We start from the raw sequence: 15,097 nt of genomic DNA on the forward strand, positions 1-15,097 counted from the left end.
TCGGCAGCCCGTTCTCAATTAAAACAGTTGGGATGAAGACATGACCGAAATCGCGTCCTTCGACATTGCGGCCCTGCTGCCCTTCATCCTGATCGGCTTCGCCGCGCAGCTCGTCGACGGCGCGCTCGGCATGGCGTTCGGGGTGATCTGCAACACGCTGCTGGTCGCGGTACTGGGGGTGCCGCCCGCGGTCGCCTCGGCGCGTATTCACGTCGTCGAAGTGTTCACGACCGGGGTTTCCGGGATCAGCCACCTGCTCCACCGCAATATCGAATGGCCGCTCTTCTTTCGCCTGCTCATCCCGGGAGTGATCGGCGGCGTGCTCGGCGCCTATGTGCTGACCTCGCTTCACGCCGACATGGTGAAGCCTTTCGTGCTCGCCTATCTGGTCGCGATCGGCATCTGGCTGCTGGTGCGCGGGCTCCTCTATCCCCCCAAGATCCAGAAGCCGACGGTGATCGCCCCGCTCGGCCTGATCGGCGGCTTCCTCGACGCCGCGGGCGGCGGCGGCTGGGGGCCGGTCGTGACCTCGAACCTGCTCGTCCAGGGCGCCGAGCCGCGCAAGGTCGTCGGCACGGTGAACAGCGTCGAATTCTTCCTGACCCTCGCGGTTTCGGCGACCTTTATCTGGAACATCGGCTTCGCCGACGTCGCCGGGGCGACGCTGGGCCTGCTGATCGGCGGCGTGCTCGCGGCCCCGCTCGGCGCTTTCATGGCGAAGCGCTTCTCGCCCAAGCTGATGCTGGTACTCGTCGGCGTGGTGCTGACCGCGACGAGTGCGTTCGGGCTGTATCGGGCGGTGATGTAGAGCTTGCTTCTCCCCTCCCGCTTGCGGGAGGGGGTGAGCTGGTTTTTCAATTCGCCGGCTTGGTCTCGTCGATCTTGTCGACCCATTCGGGAAAGAAGCTGGGCTCGCGCGCCGACCAGCCCGGCGCGGTCGCGGCGGCTTCGCTGATCGATTGCAGCAAGACCTTGCGCTTGTCGGGGTGGAGGTGCGGTAGCGAGGCCGCGGCGCAGAAGGCGCCGGGCAGCCACGGCCGCGCATGCGCGCCGAGCAGCCGCTCGTAGAGGAAGCGATAGGAGGCGAAACCCGGCAGCCGGTCCTGTCCGAGGTCGAACGCCGACACCGCGACCAGCGGCGCCATGAAACCTTCGAGCGCATCCAGACCGCTGTCGTCGGGGATATGCGCGCGAACGTCGACCAGGCGCTGATAGACCCTGGCCTGGACGCGGATCGCGGTTTCCTCGACCATGTCGCGCGACCAGCGGGCGATCGCGTCGTCGCGTTCGAGCCCGATGTCGAGCGAGCGGCGGATATAACGCTGCGTCGCCGCCGGAAAGCCGGCAAATTCCTTGATTTCCGAGATAGACAAGTCGCCAGCGGCCGGTCCTGAACGCGTAACCATGGTCATGCTCCCGCACGGGCGCCCAGGGAGCCATCCCCCCGGAGGCCTGCGTCAGATACTTTGCCACCAAAATGGTTAGTGGCGGGTTAACCATGGTGCCGGGACATGTTCAGGGTGATTGCAGGCCGTTGCGCCGTTTCGCGACCGGGCCTAATCAGCATGCCTCAAAACCAAAACATGCAGGACTGCCATGTCGCACGCACCGCAGCCGGTCATTTCCGCAACCGGCCTCTTCACCCCCGCCGAACGCATCTCCAACGAAGAACTTGTCGATAGTTTTAACCGCTATGTTGCGCTGCACAATAGCGAAAATGCCGCGGCGATCGCCGCCGGAGAAATCGCCGAACTCACCGAATCGAGCGTCGAATTCATCGAGAAAGCGAGCGGAATCGGATCGCGCCACGTCGTCGACAAGGCGGGCATCCTCGACCCCGCGCACATGGCGCCGCGCCTGCCCGAACGCGGCAACGACGAACTGTCGATCCTCGCCGAGATCGGCGTCGCGGCGGCGAAGGACGCGCTCGCGCGCGCCGGGCGCGATGCGGCCGACGTCGACGCGGTGCTGTGCGCCGCGTCGAACATGCAGCGGCCTTATCCGGCGATGGCGGTCGAGATTCAGGACGCGCTCGGCATCGACGGCTTCGGCTTCGACATGAACGTCGCCTGCTCGTCGGCGACCTTCGGCATCCAGACTGCGGCCGACTATATCCGCGCGGGGCACGCGAAGAGCGTGCTCGTGGTGAACCCCGAAATCTGTTCGGGGCATTTGAACTGGCGCGACCGCGACAGCCATTTCATCTTCGGCGACGTCGCGACCGCGATCCTCGTCGAGGACAAGGCCATTGCTCCCGAGGGGCATTGGGACATCCTCGGCACGAAGCTGAAGACCGTCTTCTCGAACAATATCCGCAACAATTTCGGTTTCCTCAATCGCGCCCACGGCGGCATCGACCAGACCGGGCCGAAGAGCGACAAATTGTTCGTCCAGGAAGGCCGCAAGGTGTTCAAGGAAGTCGTGCCCATGGTCGCAGCGATGATCGTCGAGCAGATGGAAGTGCTGGGCCTCGACGGCGCCGACATGCGTCGGCTGTGGCTGCATCAGGCGAACACCAACATGAACCGGCTGATCGCGCAGCGCGTGCTGGGGCACGAGGCGAGCGCGGACGAAAGCCCGACCGTGCTCGACACCTATGGCAACACATCGAGCGCGGGATCGATCATCGCCTTCCACCTGAACCATGCGGATATGGTCGTGGGCGACACCGGGCTGATCTGCTCGTTCGGTGCGGGCTATAGCGCGGGGACGGTGTTCGTCCGGAAGACCTGACGCCCGTCAGGGCACGAAGGTCGTGAAGAGGTAGACCGCGAACAGCATCAGATGGATCGCGCCCTGCAGCACCGTGGTGCGGCCGTTCGCGAGCGTCTGCGACGCGACGATCAGCGACAGGAACAGCAGCACCGCCGACTTGGCATCGAGGCCGAGGCTGATCGGCAGGTCGGTGACGATCGACAGGATCGCGACCGCCGGAATGGTGAGCCCGATCGTCGCGAGCGCCGAACCCAGCGCGAGATTGAGGCTGGTCTGCAGCCGATCGCCCTTCGCCGCGCGCACCGCCGCGAGCCCTTCGGGCGCGAGGATCAGCGCCGCGATCAGCACGCCGAGCACCGCGGGCGGCGCCCCCCAATCGGCGAGCAGCGCGCCGATGACGGGGGACAGATTCTTCGCGAGCAGGACGACCGCGAACAGGCTGGCGAGCAGCAGCGCGCCCGAGATGGCGGTGCGCTGAACGCTCGGCGGGGCGGCGTGGGCATCGGGCTCCCCGTCGCCGTCGGCATCGCCGTCGGGCAGAAAATAGTCGCGGTGCCGCACCGTCTGGACGAGCGCGAAGGTCGCATAGAGGATCAGCGACACCGCCGCGACGAACCCCAGTTGCTTCGCCGAATAGAAGGGCCCCGGCACGCTTGATGTGAAATTGGGCAGCACGAGGGTCACGACGGTGAGCACGGTCAGCGTCGCGAGCGCGGCGCCGATGCCGGTGCGCTGAAACCGCTGTTCGTGATGGCGGATCGCGCCGCTGAGCAGGCAGAGGCCCATCAACAGGTTGAGGATCACCATCACCGCTGCGAACACCGTGTCGCGCGCAAGCGTCTGCGCCTTTTCGGGCTCGGCCTGCATCAGCGTCAGGATCAGCCCGACCTCGATCACCGTGACCGCGAGCGCGAGGATCAGCGTCCCGAACGGCTCGCCGACGCGGTGCGCGATCACCTCGGCATGGTGAACCGCCGCGACGACCGAGCCCGCGAGGATGATCGCGACCAGCCAGGGATTGAGCGGCATGGCGAAGCTCGCCATCGCGGCGGCGAAGCCGAGGATCGGAAAGATGTCGTTGGTGCGGTCGGCGATGCGGAGTTTCGTCGTCATGGGCTTTTATTGCAGGCGCCTTTTCCGATGGCTACCCCTGCCGAAAATTTAGAGCATCTAGCCCTTGATCTGACTTACCGCCCCGTTCGTGTCGAGCGAAGTCGAGACACCCATTGGCCTTGTGCTATCTCGATGGGTGTCTCGACTTCGCTCGATACGAACGGGATTGGGGGTAGTGCCGGATTTAACGCGCGGCGCTCCAGGCGCACCGCGCTCTAATGCGACCGAACCGGCAGTCCCGCCGCCGCCAGTCGCGCATGCGCCTGGGCGATCGTCGCTTCGCCGAAATGAAAGATGCTCGCGGCGAGCACCGCGCTCGCGCCGCCCTCGACCACGCCGGCAACGAGATGGTCGAGGTTGCCGACTCCGCCGCTTGCAATCACCGGCACGCTGACCGCATCGGCAATCGCGCGGGTCAGCGTCAGATCATAGCCGTCTTTGGTGCCGTCGCGGTCCATGCTGGTGACGAGCAGTTCCCCCGCGCCGAGCGCCGCGAGCCGCACCGCATGGGCCACCGCATCGACTCCCGTCGCGGTGCGGCCACCGTGGGTGAAGATTTCCCAGCGGCCATCTTCGACCCGCCGCGCGTCGATGCTCCCGACCGCGCATTGGCTGCCGAAGCGGTCGGCGATATCGGCGACAAGTTCTGGCCGCGCCACCGCGGCGCTATTCACCGCGACCTTGTCGGCGCCCGCGAGGAGCAGCGCGCGGGCATCCTCCGCGCTGCGGACGCCGCCGCCGACGGTGAGCGGCATGAAACAGACCTCGGCGGTGCGGCTCACCATGTCGAGCAGGGTGCCGCGGCCCTGATGGCTCGCCGAAATATCGAGGAAGCAAAGCTCGTCGGCGCCTGCGGCATCATAGGCGCGCGCCGCCTCGACCGGATCGCCCGCATCGCGCAGGTCGACGAAATTGACACCCTTGACCACGCGCCCGTCGGCGACGTCGAGGCAGGGAATGACGCGGACGCGGGCGGTCATAGGGCCAGCCTCTCAAACCCGGGGACCAGCCTCTCAAACCCGTTCGTGTCGAGCGAAATCGAGACACCCCGCAGGATAGCACCACCCCGATGGGTGTCTCGACTTGGCTCGACACGAACGGGAACGGAGATGAGGCTCATTACTGCCCCGCCGCAATCGCTTCGGCCAGATTCAGGCGACCGTCGTAGAGCGCGCGTCCGGTGATCACCCCCTCGATGCCGTCGGCGACATGCGGGCGCAGCGCGTGGATATCCTCGATTCCGGCGACTCCCCCGCTCGCGATCACCTTTATGTCGACCGCCTGCGCCAGCGCCACCGTCGCCTCCACATTGCAGCCCTTGAGCAACCCGTCGCGCCCGACATCGGTGAACAGCAGCGCCGCGACACCCGCATCCTCGAAGCGGCGCGCGAGATCCTCGACGCGCACGTCGGAGACATCGGCCCAGCCTTCGGTCGCGACGAGGCCGTCGCGGGCATCGACCCCGACAACGATCCGGCCGGGCAGGTCGCGCGCCGCCGATTTGACGAATTCGGGATCCTTGAGCGCCGCGGTGCCGATGATCACCCGCTCGACGCCGAGCGCGAGCCAGCGATCGACCCCGGCGCGATCACGGATGCCGCCGCCGACCTGCACCTTGCCAGGAAAGGCGGCGATGATGGACTCGACCGCCGCGCCATTGACGCTCGCGCCCGCAAAGGCGCCGTCGAGATCAACGACATGCAGGTGCGTTGCGCCCGCCTCGGCGAACAGCCGCGCCTGCGCCGCCGGATCGTCGCCATAGACGGTCGCGCGCGCCATATCGCCCTCGGCAAGTCGCACCACCTGCCCCCCCTTCAGGTCGATTGCGGGGAAGATGGTCAGGGCCGCCAAGACAAAAACCTTTCGAGCGTCGCGAGGCCATAGGCCTGGCTTTTTTCGGGGTGGAACTGGACGCCGACGATATTGTCCTTCGCCACCGCCGCCGTGAACGGCCCGCCGTGGCTGCTCGTCGCCGCGACATGCGCGGCATCGGCGAAATGATAGCCGTGCAGATAATAGGCTTCGCCCGCCGCGATCACCGGATGCGCGAAGCCGGGCACCACATCGTTCCAGCCCATGTGCGGAATCCGCAGCCCCGGCGCCGGATCGAAGGCGCGTACCGTGCCGCCGATCCAGCCGAGCCCAGCATGCCGCCCATGCTCCTCGCCCGCGTCGGCGAGAAGCTGCATCCCGACGCAGATACCGAGAAAGGGCGCGCCGTCGCCGCGCACGCGCCGCTCCATCGCCTCGATCAGACCGGGAATCGCCGAAAGGCCGCTCATGCAGGCCGCGAAGGCGCCGACCCCGGGAAGCACGACGCGGTCAGCCTTCGCCACGACATCGGGATCGGCGGTAACCGCCACATCCTCGGCGCCCGCCGCGACGAGCGCATTGTGCACGGAGCGAAGATTGCCCGCGCCATAATCGATCAGGGCGATGGTCACATTCCCCTCCCGCAAGCGGGAGGGGTTAGGGGTGGGCGCGAGCGTAGCGCGCATCCGACGTTGCAGAGGCCCACCCCGCTGCGACTAGCGAACAAGTTCGCAAGTCTCGCTGCCCCTCCCGCTTGCGGGAGGGGGGCTATCATAGCACGCCTTTCGTGCTGGGAATCGCATCGCCCTTGCGCGGGTCGATCTCGACCGCCTGGCGCAGCGCGCGGGCGAGCGCCTTGTAGCTGCTTTCGGCGATATGATGGTTGTTCTCGCCATAGAGCGTTTCGAGGTGCAGCGTGATTCCCGCGGTCTGCGCGAAGCTCGCGAACCAGTGCGGGAAAAGCTCGGTATCCATCTCGCCGAGCCGCGGCTGCGAGAAGGTCGATTTATAGACGCAATAAGGGCGCCCCGAAATGTCGAGCGCGCAGCGCGTCAGCGTCTCATCCATCGGCGCGTGCGCTTCGCCATAGCGGGCAATGCCGCGCTTGTCGCCGAGCGCCTTGGCGATCGCTTCGCCGAGCGCGAGCGCGCTATCCTCGACCGTGTGATGCTGGTCGATATGCAGGTCGCCCTTCACCGTCATGGAAATGTCGATCAGCGAATGGCGCGACAATTGCTCGACCATATGGTCGAGAAAACCGATGCCGGTGGACACCGAATAATCGCCCGTGCCGTCGAGGTTGACGGCGATCGCGATATCCGTTTCCTTGGTCGTGCGCTGGACGGTGGCGGTTCGCATGGCGCACGCCTTAGTCGCTGCGCTTCGCGTTGCAAGGCGATTCTCCCCTCGCGACCCCTCTTGACCGGCGCCCGCGCGGCGTTCATCCCCCGCGCATGAGTGACGATGTCCGCGACAGCCTGATTCCCTATGATGAAATCGTGCAGGATGCGCTGCGCGCCGTGGTCGGCCGCGTGCTGAGCCAGCTCGAGGGGCATGACAGCCTGCCCGGCGAACATCATTTCTATATCACTTTCAAGACGCAGGCGCCGGGGGTCGATATTCCCGCGCATCTGATCGCCAAATTCCCCGACGAAATGACGATCGTGCTCCAGAACCGTTTCTGGGACCTGACGGTCGAGGAAGATTTTTTCAGCGTCGGCCTGTCGTTCAACCAGACGCCGTCGACCCTGGTGATCCCCTATGCGGCGATCACCGCTTTCGTGGATCCCTCGGTCGATTTCGGGCTGCAATTCCAGGTCAGCGACGACGAGGTCGCCGAGCCCGAGCCGCACGACGAGGCCGACAATGATCGCCCCGATGTTTCGAGCGAAGACGGGTCCAACGTCGTGACGGTGGATTTCGGCAAGAAGCGCTGACGGGTGGGCGGCCCCGACTGGCCCCCGAGCCGATTCTGGCAATTTTGGGCGCTCGCCGGGATGCTCGTCCTCACCGCCGCTTTCTGGTGGGGTGTCGAGGGCTATGCCTATTATGAAGGCGGCTATGCCGAGGGGCAGATCGCCGATGGGCTGCTGCGCTTCAGCCTGCTGATCCTGACCCCGGCGCTCGCGCTCGTCTGGCTCGCCGCCGCCTGGCTGCGCCGCCGGATCGGCGAAAGTGGCTATTGGCAACTGCTCGGCCTGGTCGCGGCGATCTGGGCGGGCACGGTTCTGGTGACAAGGATGCTATTGGCATGACCACGCGCGTTGAAAGCGACAGCATCGGCGACATAGAGGTTCCCGCGGACGCCTATTGGGGCGCGCAGACCGAACGCAGCCGGCACAATTTCGCCTTTCCGCCGCACGAGCGGATGCCGCTACCGATTGTCCACGCGCTCGCGCGGATCAAGGGCGCGGCGGCCGAGGTGAACCGCGCCCACGGGCTCGATCCCGCGCTGGCGGACGCGATCGCCGACGCCGCCGCGGCCGTAGCCGCTGGCGAATATGACGACCAGTTTCCGCTCGCCATCTGGCAGACCGGCAGCGGCACCCAGTCGAACATGAACGTCAACGAGGTGATCGCGGGAATCGCCAACGAGCGGCTGGCGGGCCGGCGCGGCGGCAAGGCGCCGGTGCATCCGAACGACCATGTCAACAAGGGCCAGTCGTCGAACGACAGCTTTCCGACCGCGCTCCACGTCGCGACGGCGGTCGAGACGACGGCGCGGCTGCTCCCCGCGCTCGCCGAGCTCACCGACGCGCTCGCCGCCAAGGCCGCGGCGTGGGACGACATCGTCAAGATCGGCCGCACCCATTTGCAGGACGCGACCCCGCTGACGCTCGGCCAGGAATTTTCGGGCTATGTCGCGCAGCTCGTCGCGTGCCGCGCGCGGATCGAGGGCGCGCTCGCGCATAATATCTGCAAGCTCGCACAAGGCGGCACTGCGGTCGGCACCGGGCTCAACGCCCCCGCAGGCTTCGACACCGCTATGGCCGCCGAGCTGTCGAAAAGCACCGGCATCGCCTTTGAACCCGCGCGCAACAAGTTCGAGGCGCTGGGCTCGAACGACGGGCTCGTCTTCTTTTCGGGGGCGCTCAATACGCTGGCGGTCGCGCTGACAAAGATCGCGAACGACATCCGCCTGCTCGGCTCGGGCCCACGCGCGGGACTGGGCGAGCTCGACCTGCCCGCGAACGAGCCCGGCAGCTCGATCATGCCGGGCAAGGTCAACCCGACCCAGTGCGAGATGCTGACGATGGTCGCGGCGCAGGTCATCGGCAATCATCAGGCGGTGACGATCGGCGGGTTGCAGGGGCATCTCGAGCTCAACGTCTTCAAGCCGCTGATCGGGGCGAACGTGCTGCGCTCGATCGATCTGCTCGCGATCGGCATGGCGGGGTTCACCGAGCATTGCGTCGTCGGGATCGCGCCCAATCGCGCGCGGATCGACGAATTGATGAACCGATCGCTGATGCTCGTCACCGCGCTCGCGCCCGAAATCGGCTATGACAAGGCGGCGAAGATCGCGAAGCACGCACATGAAACGGGATCGACGCTGCGCGAGGCGGCGCTGGACCTCGGCACTGTCGACGCCGCGACCTTCGACCGCGTCGTCGATCCGCGCACGATGCTGGGGCCGGACCGCTGAGCGGAACTCTTCGCAGAGTCCGGGGATTGATGGGGGGAGGAAGGAAGATGAAGATGATGGGACGGATCATCGGCGGCGTCATCGGCAGCGCCATCGGCCGCCAGAAGAACAATCACCCCGTCGCGGGCGCGGTGATCGGCGCCGGAACGCTGTTTGCGGCGCGGCGCCTGTTCCCGCAGCGCTACGCGGTGCTCGCCGCGACCGCGGCGGCCGCCTATCTCACCAAGAAATGGGCCGACCGCGCCGAGGCGCGCAAGGCGGCTGAGGAAGCGCACCGGACCGACCCCGAGTTGGTGAAGGCAGGCGTGGTCGCCCCCTATGCCGGCATCGCGCCCGACGGAACGCAGTTGGGCGACGCCCTGCCGCCCGCGCTTCCGGTCGAAAGCAACGGGCGCGGCGCGGCAATTCACTAAACCATTGCCGCCATCCCGGCGAAGGCCGGGATCTCGACGCCGGAATGACGACAGCTGTTTAACCGCCCGCCTGCCACTCCTTCACTGCCTCCACCGGCGAGACCAGCATCAGCACGTTGAGCGTCAGATTGTCGCGGATCGCCCACAGGGTGAACAATTCGAAGACGAGCGCGATCACGACGGTCGCCCACCAGCGCATCCGGCTCGCGGCGAGAAAGCCGAGCATCATGAAGGCGGCGTCGCTGACCGAATTGAGGACCGAATCGCCGCTGTAGCCATAGGCCATCGTCACCTCGCGGTAGCGGTCGATGATGATCGGCGAATTCTCCAGGATTTCCCACCCGCCCTCGATCCCGATCGCGACGGCGAGCGCGGCCCACAGCGGAGCACGCGGCATCAGCAACCGCGACAGGCCGAAAAAGATGAAACCGTGGATGATGTGGCTGAAGCTGTACCAGTCCGAAATCTGCTGGCTGTTCTGGTTCGACTGGACGGTGCCGTGCCACAGGCTGACGGTGCCGCACGGGCAGATCGGCGGGCGGCCCATGAGGGTCAATATCGCCGCGAGCAACGCCAGCAACCCGGCCGCGACCAGCCACCCCTTTCGCGTCATCGCCGCCCCTTCCCGCTTGACCGCCGCGCCTCCCCGCGCGAATAGCGCGCATGACCGAAAGCGTCCACCTGAACCGCCGCGGCGTCCTCTTCGTGCTGTCCTCACCCTCGGGCGCCGGCAAGACCACCATTTCCAGAATGATGCTCGACGCCGACAGCGACATCGCGCTGTCGATCTCGGCGACGACGCGGCCGCCGCGTCCGGGCGAGGTCGACGGGGTCCATTATCATTTCGTCGATACCGAGCGCTTCAAGAAGATGGCCGCCGACGGCGAATTCCTCGAATGGGCGCATGTTTTCGGTCACCGCTACGGCACCCCGCGCGCGCCGGTCGAGGAATTGCTCGCGGCGGGCAAGGATGTGCTGTTCGACATCGACTGGCAGGGCGCGCAGCAGCTTTATCAGGAGGCCGGACCCGACGTCGTGCGCGTCTTCGTGCTGCCGCCGACGATGGAGGAACTCGAACGCCGCCTGCGCTCGCGCGGCACCGACAGCGACGAGGTGATCGCGGCGCGGATGGAGCGCGCCGCGAACGAAATCAGCCACTGGGACGGCTATGACTATGTGCTGATCAACGACGATGTCGACGGCTGTTTCGACGAGGTCCGCGCGATCCTGCGCGCCGAGCGGCTGAAACGCCGCCGCCAGATCGGCCTGATAGGCTTCGCGCGCGACCTGATCCGCGCGGTGCCCGATGCGGACAAGAAATTATAACGTCGATGTATTAGAGCCGCGTGTCCCCGCGAAGGCGGGGACCCATCTCCGGTCGGCTCCAACTGGCACCGGCAGGTGATGGACCCCCGCCTTCGCGGGGGAACACCGCATTTTAAGCCGCCCGCGCCAGCTTCGCTTCCAACTCCGCGACCATCTCCGCGCGCAGCGGCTTCGCCTCGCCGTCGGTGCGGCATACCACCACCGTATCGCAGGTCGCGATGCAGCGATCGTTCTGGAACATCGCCTGGACGATCGTCCAGCTCGAGGTGCCGAGGCGGCCGATGCCGGTCGCAATCCGTACCGGATCGGGGAAATTGCCTTCGGCCAGATAATTGATCTCGACCGCCGCAACCATCGTGCGTTCGTTCGCGGGGCGGTCGCCGAGCGGGCGCACCTCGCGGTTCAGGAGAACGCGGCCGCTCTCGAACAGCGCGGCGAAGGCCACATTGTTGAGGTGGCCGTTGATATCCATGTCCTGAAAGCGCGTCTGCAGTTCGATGCAGACGGGGTAGCTGGCGGCGTCGAGCCGCCAGCGTTCCGGTTTCGCCATATCAGCGCGGCGCCATGCGGATGCCGCCGTCGAGGCGCACGTCCTCGCCGTTGAAATAGCCGTTCTCGATCATGCACATGGCGAGATTGGCATATTCGACGGGGTTGCCGAGGCGCTTCGGATTGAGCACCGAGGCGCCGAGCGCATCGCGGACATTCTGCGGCGCGCCCGCGAGCAGCGGGGTGTCGAAGATGCCGGGCAGGATGGTGTTGACGCGGATATTCTCGTTGCCGAGGTCGCGCGCGATAGGAAGGGTCATGCCGACGACGCCGCCCTTCGACGCCGAATAGGCGGCCTGGCCGATCTGGCCGTCCTCGGCCGCGACGCTCGCGGTGTTGACGATCGCGCCGCGCTCGCCGTCCTCCATCGGGTCGAGCGTCAGCATCCCCGCCGCCGACTTGGCGATGCAGCGGAAAGTGCCGACGAGGTTGATCTGGATGATCCAGTTGAACGCATCGAGCGGGAAATGCTTGATGCTGCCGTCTTCCTTGCTGCGGCTCGCGGTCTTGATCGCGTTGCCGGTGCCCGCGCAGTTGACGAGGATGCGCTCCTGGCCGTGCGCTTCGCGCGCCTTGGCGAAGGCGGCGTCGACCGACGCGTCGTCGGTGACGTTGCATTCGCAGAAGACGCCGCCGAGTTCGGCGGCGATCGCCTTGCCCTTTTCTTCCTGCAGGTCGAAGATCGCGACCTTGACGCCCTTGGCGGCGAGCGCGCGCGCGGTGGCGGCGCCGAGGCCCGAGGCGCCCCCGGTGACGACGGCGGATACGGTGGAATCGAGTTTCATTTTTCTCTCCATTTAAGCCCTCCCCTTTAGGGGAGGGTTTGGGTGGGGCATGTCGGGGAACCAGGCCAACAGGCCCTCCCCCAACCCCTCCCGCAAGCGGGAGGGGGGATAGAGTTTACAGCCGCTCGACGATGGTGACGTTGGCCTGACCGCCGCCTTCGCACATCGTCTGCAGGCCGTATTTGCCACCGGTCGCGTCGAGCACGCCGAGCAGCGTCGCCATCAGCTTGGCGCCCGAAGCGCCGAGCGGGTGGCCGAGCGCGATCGCGCCGCCGTGAACGTTGAGCCGCGCCGGATCGGCGCCGAGATATTTGAGCCAGGCGAGCGGCACGGGCGCGAACGCTTCGTTGACTTCATAGGCGTCGATGTCGCCGATCTTCAGCCCCGCCTTCTTCAGCGCCCTTTCGGTCGCGAACAGCGGCTCCTCGAGCATGATGACGGGATCGCCCGCGGTCACCGACACATGATGGATACGCGCGCGCGGGGTCAAGCCATGGTCCTTGAGCGCCTGCTCCGACACGATCAGCGCCGCCGAGGCACCGTCGCAGATCTGGCTGGAGGTCGCGGCGGTGATCGAGCCGCCTTCCTGGAGCAGCTTGACGCCCGCGATGCTGTCGAGCGTCGCGTCGAAGCGGATGCCCTCGTCGACCTTGTGCTGGTCCTTGCCCTCGGGGGTCTCGATCTCGACCGCGACGATCTCGCGGTCGAACTTGCCCGCCTCGGTCGCCGCCTTCGCGCGGCGGTGGCTTTCGAGCGCGAAGGCATCGAGATCGGCCTTGGTGAAGCCGTGCTTCTTGACGATCATCTCGGCGCCCGCGAACTGGCTGAACATGATGCCGGGATATTTCTCCTCGAGCCGCGGCGACTTATAATTGCCGAGCCCTTCCTTCATGAACAGGGTCGCGACGCTGCCCATCGGCACGCGGGTCATGCTTTCGATGCCGCTGGCGAGGACGATGTCCTGCGTGCCCGACAGCACCGCCTGCGCCGCGAACATGATCGCCTGCTGCGACGAACCGCACTGGCGGTCGATCGTCACCGCGGGGATCGAGTCGGGCAGCTTCGAGGCGAGCACGGCGTTGCGGCCGAGGTCCATCGTCTGCTGACCGCCCTGCGACACGCAGCCCGTGATGACGTCGTCGATCTTCGAGGTGTCGAAATCGTTGCGGTCGGCGATCGCGTCGAACACCGCGGCGCCGAGGTCGACGGGGTGAACGCCGGCCAGCCGGCCGCCGCGGCGGCCGCCGGCGGTGCGAACGGCGTCTACGATATATGCTGTAGCCATGGGGAGTTCCTTTCACCTTCTTCCCTCTCCCCTTGCGGGAGAGGGATGTGGAGACTTGGCGGCTTCGCCGCCTAGTCGGAGCCGGGAGAGGGGGAGCGGCAACACGCCACCGTCAAGCCCCCTCTCAAGACTTGCTAGGCGGCAAGCCGCCAAGCCAAGCCTATCTCTCCCGCAAGGGGAGAGAGATTTTTCGTCAGAGTTTCCGCCCGATCAGTTCCTTCATGATCTCGTTCGTACCGCCGAAGATGCGCGTCACGCGCGCCGCGCGCCAGGCACGGGCGATCGGATATTCGTTCATATAACCCGCGCCGCCAAAGAGCTGGAGGCACTTGTCCATCACTTCCCACTGAAGTTCGGTATGCCACAGCTTCGCCGCGGCGCCCTCCTCCGGCGTCAATTCCTTTTTGAGGTGCCGCGACAGCGCCCAGTCGAGGTGCGCCCAGCCGACCTGTAATTTCGCCTTCAGATCGGCGAGCACGAAGCGGCTGTTCTGGAAATCGAGGATCGGCTTGCCGAACGCCTTGCGGTCGCGGGTATATTCGACGGTGTCGTCAAAGGCGCGCTGCGCCGACGCCTGTGCCGACACCGCGATCGACAGCCGCTCCTGCGGCAGCTCGCTCATCAGATAGATGAAACCCTGTCCCTCTTCGCCGAGGCAGTTGGTGATCGGCACGCGGACATCGTTGAAGAAAAGCTCCGACGTGTCGGCCTCGTCCTGCCCGATCTTGTCGAGGTTGCGGCCGCGCTGGAAGCCTTCGCGGTCGGCTTCGACCAGCACGATCGACACGCCCTTCCACGCCGGCTGCACCTCGGTATCGGTCTTGACGCAGACGAGGATCAGGTCGGCGTTCTGGCCGTTGGTGATATAGGTCTTCGACCCGTTGATGACGTAGTGATTGCCGTCCTTCTTCGCGGTCGTGCGCATCCCCTGAAGGTCGGAGCCGGTGCCCGGCTCGGTCATCGCGATCGCGGTGATGACCTCGCCCGCGACCATCTTGGGCAGCCAGTGCTTCTTCTGCTCCTCGCTGCCGTAGCGCGTGATATAGTTGGTGACGATGTCCGACTGGAGCGAAAAGCCCGTGGTCACGCGGCCATAATAAGCGCTCTCCTCGTCGACGATCGCATTATAGCCGAAGTCGAGGCCGAGGCCGCCATATTCCTCGGGCACCGTCGGGCAGAGGAGGCCGAGCTCGCCGGCCTTGGGCCAGATGCTCTTCGGCACGATACCGTCCTCGGCCCATTGCGCCTGATTGGGGGCGACTTCCTTTTCGAGGAACTGGCGCACCGTGGCGCGAAACGCTTCATGATCGTCGGTGTAGGCCGAGCGCGAGAGATTATCGAGCGACATCATCTTCCTTTCGTGACGGCGGCCGGACGCAGTCGGGGAGCCGGACGCGCGAGCGGACGCGCCTCGCGGCACGACCTTCATCCGACACTGGACCTTACGTTTACG

The 15,097-nt window shown here is 66.2% G+C and carries 18 protein-coding genes; 7 read left to right on the plus strand and 11 right to left on the minus strand.

Annotated features, from left to right (window positions below):
• The first annotated feature begins 40 nt into the window (after positions 1-40).
• Complete coding sequence (locus tag NP825_RS15955) at positions 41-808, plus strand: sulfite exporter TauE/SafE family protein (protein ID WP_257545290.1); 768 nt, start codon at positions 41-43, stop codon at positions 806-808.
• Between the two features lie 46 nt (positions 809-854).
• On the opposite strand, the gene NP825_RS15960 is transcribed toward NP825_RS15955, so the two are convergent.
• The gene (locus NP825_RS15960) at positions 855-1,406 is read right to left on the minus strand and encodes a hypothetical protein (protein WP_257545292.1); all 552 of its coding nucleotides are present in this window, start codon (positions 1,404-1,406) and stop codon (positions 855-857) included.
• 190 nt (positions 1,407-1,596) lie between these two features.
• Here NP825_RS15960 and NP825_RS15965 point away from each other — a divergent pair, with 190 nt between their 5' ends.
• Positions 1,597-2,733 carry a beta-ketoacyl-ACP synthase III gene (locus NP825_RS15965; RefSeq protein ID WP_257545295.1) on the plus strand — a complete coding sequence of 379 codons (1,137 nt, stop codon included), beginning with the start codon at positions 1,597-1,599 and terminating at the stop codon, positions 2,731-2,733.
• Between the two features lie 6 nt (positions 2,734-2,739).
• Here the strand turns inward: NP825_RS15965 and NP825_RS15970 are convergent, their stop codons facing one another.
• The 5 genes from NP825_RS15970 to hisB all read right to left on the minus strand — a co-directional run bounded on the left by NP825_RS15970 (position 2,740) and on the right by hisB (position 6,999).
• Positions 2,740-3,828, minus strand: a complete 1,089-nt coding sequence (locus NP825_RS15970; RefSeq protein ID WP_257545297.1) for a calcium:proton antiporter — start codon at positions 3,826-3,828, stop codon at positions 2,740-2,742.
• Between the two features lie 215 nt (positions 3,829-4,043).
• Positions 4,044-4,808 (minus strand): imidazole glycerol phosphate synthase subunit HisF, encoded by a 765-nt coding sequence (hisF, locus tag NP825_RS15975; protein WP_257545300.1) that lies wholly within the window; start codon positions 4,806-4,808, stop codon positions 4,044-4,046.
• Positions 4,809-4,947: 139 nt separating this feature from the next.
• Complete coding sequence (gene hisA / locus NP825_RS15980) at positions 4,948-5,679, minus strand: 1-(5-phosphoribosyl)-5-[(5-phosphoribosylamino)methylideneamino]imidazole-4-carboxamide isomerase (protein WP_257545302.1); 732 nt, start codon at positions 5,677-5,679, stop codon at positions 4,948-4,950.
• Positions 5,667-6,272 (minus strand): imidazole glycerol phosphate synthase subunit HisH, encoded by a 606-nt coding sequence (gene hisH, locus NP825_RS15985; RefSeq protein WP_257545304.1) that lies wholly within the window; start codon positions 6,270-6,272, stop codon positions 5,667-5,669. The genes hisA and hisH overlap by 13 nt, the downstream gene beginning before the upstream one ends.
• 139 nt (positions 6,273-6,411) lie before the next feature.
• On the minus strand, positions 6,412-6,999 hold the full coding sequence (gene hisB / locus NP825_RS15990) for an imidazoleglycerol-phosphate dehydratase HisB (protein WP_257545306.1): 588 nt from the start codon (positions 6,997-6,999) through the stop codon (positions 6,412-6,414).
• Positions 7,000-7,094: 95 nt separating this feature from the next.
• Here hisB and NP825_RS15995 point away from each other — a divergent pair, with 95 nt between their 5' ends.
• Genes NP825_RS15995 through NP825_RS16010 form a run of 4 tightly spaced genes read left to right on the plus strand, consistent with a single transcriptional unit; the run spans position 7,095 to position 9,699 of the window.
• On the plus strand, positions 7,095-7,577 hold the full coding sequence (locus tag NP825_RS15995) for an SspB family protein (protein WP_257545309.1): 483 nt from the start codon (positions 7,095-7,097) through the stop codon (positions 7,575-7,577).
• Positions 7,578-7,580: 3 nt separating this feature from the next.
• A complete protein-coding gene (locus tag NP825_RS16000) occupies positions 7,581-7,895 on the plus strand; it encodes a hypothetical protein (RefSeq protein ID WP_257545311.1) in 315 nt (104 codons plus the stop codon).
• Positions 7,892-9,286, plus strand: a complete 1,395-nt coding sequence (gene fumC / locus NP825_RS16005) for a class II fumarate hydratase (protein WP_257545314.1) — start codon at positions 7,892-7,894, stop codon at positions 9,284-9,286. Before NP825_RS16000 ends, fumC begins: the two co-directional genes overlap by 4 nt.
• A gap of 53 nt (positions 9,287-9,339) precedes the next feature.
• Complete coding sequence (locus NP825_RS16010) at positions 9,340-9,699, plus strand: hypothetical protein (protein ID WP_257545316.1); 360 nt, start codon at positions 9,340-9,342, stop codon at positions 9,697-9,699.
• A 58-nt stretch (positions 9,700-9,757) separates the two neighbouring features.
• Here the strand turns inward: NP825_RS16010 and NP825_RS16015 are convergent, their stop codons facing one another.
• Positions 9,758-10,312 (minus strand): DUF2585 domain-containing protein, encoded by a 555-nt coding sequence (locus NP825_RS16015; protein WP_257545318.1) that lies wholly within the window; start codon positions 10,310-10,312, stop codon positions 9,758-9,760.
• 50 nt (positions 10,313-10,362) lie between these two features.
• Between NP825_RS16015 and gmk the strand changes: the two genes are divergently transcribed.
• Positions 10,363-11,025: a guanylate kinase gene (gmk, locus tag NP825_RS16020; RefSeq protein ID WP_257545320.1), complete on the plus strand. Its 663-nt coding sequence runs from the start codon at positions 10,363-10,365 to the stop codon at positions 11,023-11,025.
• 112 nt (positions 11,026-11,137) lie between these two features.
• On the opposite strand, the gene NP825_RS16025 is transcribed toward gmk, so the two are convergent.
• The 4 genes from NP825_RS16025 to NP825_RS16040 all read right to left on the minus strand — a co-directional run bounded on the left by NP825_RS16025 (position 11,138) and on the right by NP825_RS16040 (position 14,992).
• Complete coding sequence (locus NP825_RS16025) at positions 11,138-11,575, minus strand: thioesterase family protein (protein ID WP_257545322.1); 438 nt, start codon at positions 11,573-11,575, stop codon at positions 11,138-11,140.
• A gap of 1 nt (position 11,576) precedes the next feature.
• Complete coding sequence (locus NP825_RS16030) at positions 11,577-12,359, minus strand: SDR family NAD(P)-dependent oxidoreductase (protein ID WP_257545325.1); 783 nt, start codon at positions 12,357-12,359, stop codon at positions 11,577-11,579.
• Positions 12,360-12,474: 115 nt separating this feature from the next.
• Positions 12,475-13,644 (minus strand): acetyl-CoA C-acetyltransferase, encoded by a 1,170-nt coding sequence (locus tag NP825_RS16035; protein WP_257545327.1) that lies wholly within the window; start codon positions 13,642-13,644, stop codon positions 12,475-12,477.
• 193 nt (positions 13,645-13,837) lie between these two features.
• Entirely contained in the window at positions 13,838-14,992 is a 1,155-nt protein-coding gene (locus tag NP825_RS16040; protein ID WP_257545329.1) for an acyl-CoA dehydrogenase family protein, read from the minus strand.
• Between the last annotated feature and the right edge of the window lie 105 nt (positions 14,993-15,097).

Origin of the sequence: Sphingopyxis sp. DBS4, assembly GCF_024628865.1 — a bacterium.
In the GTDB taxonomy this organism is placed as follows: domain Bacteria; phylum Pseudomonadota; class Alphaproteobacteria; order Sphingomonadales; family Sphingomonadaceae; genus Sphingopyxis.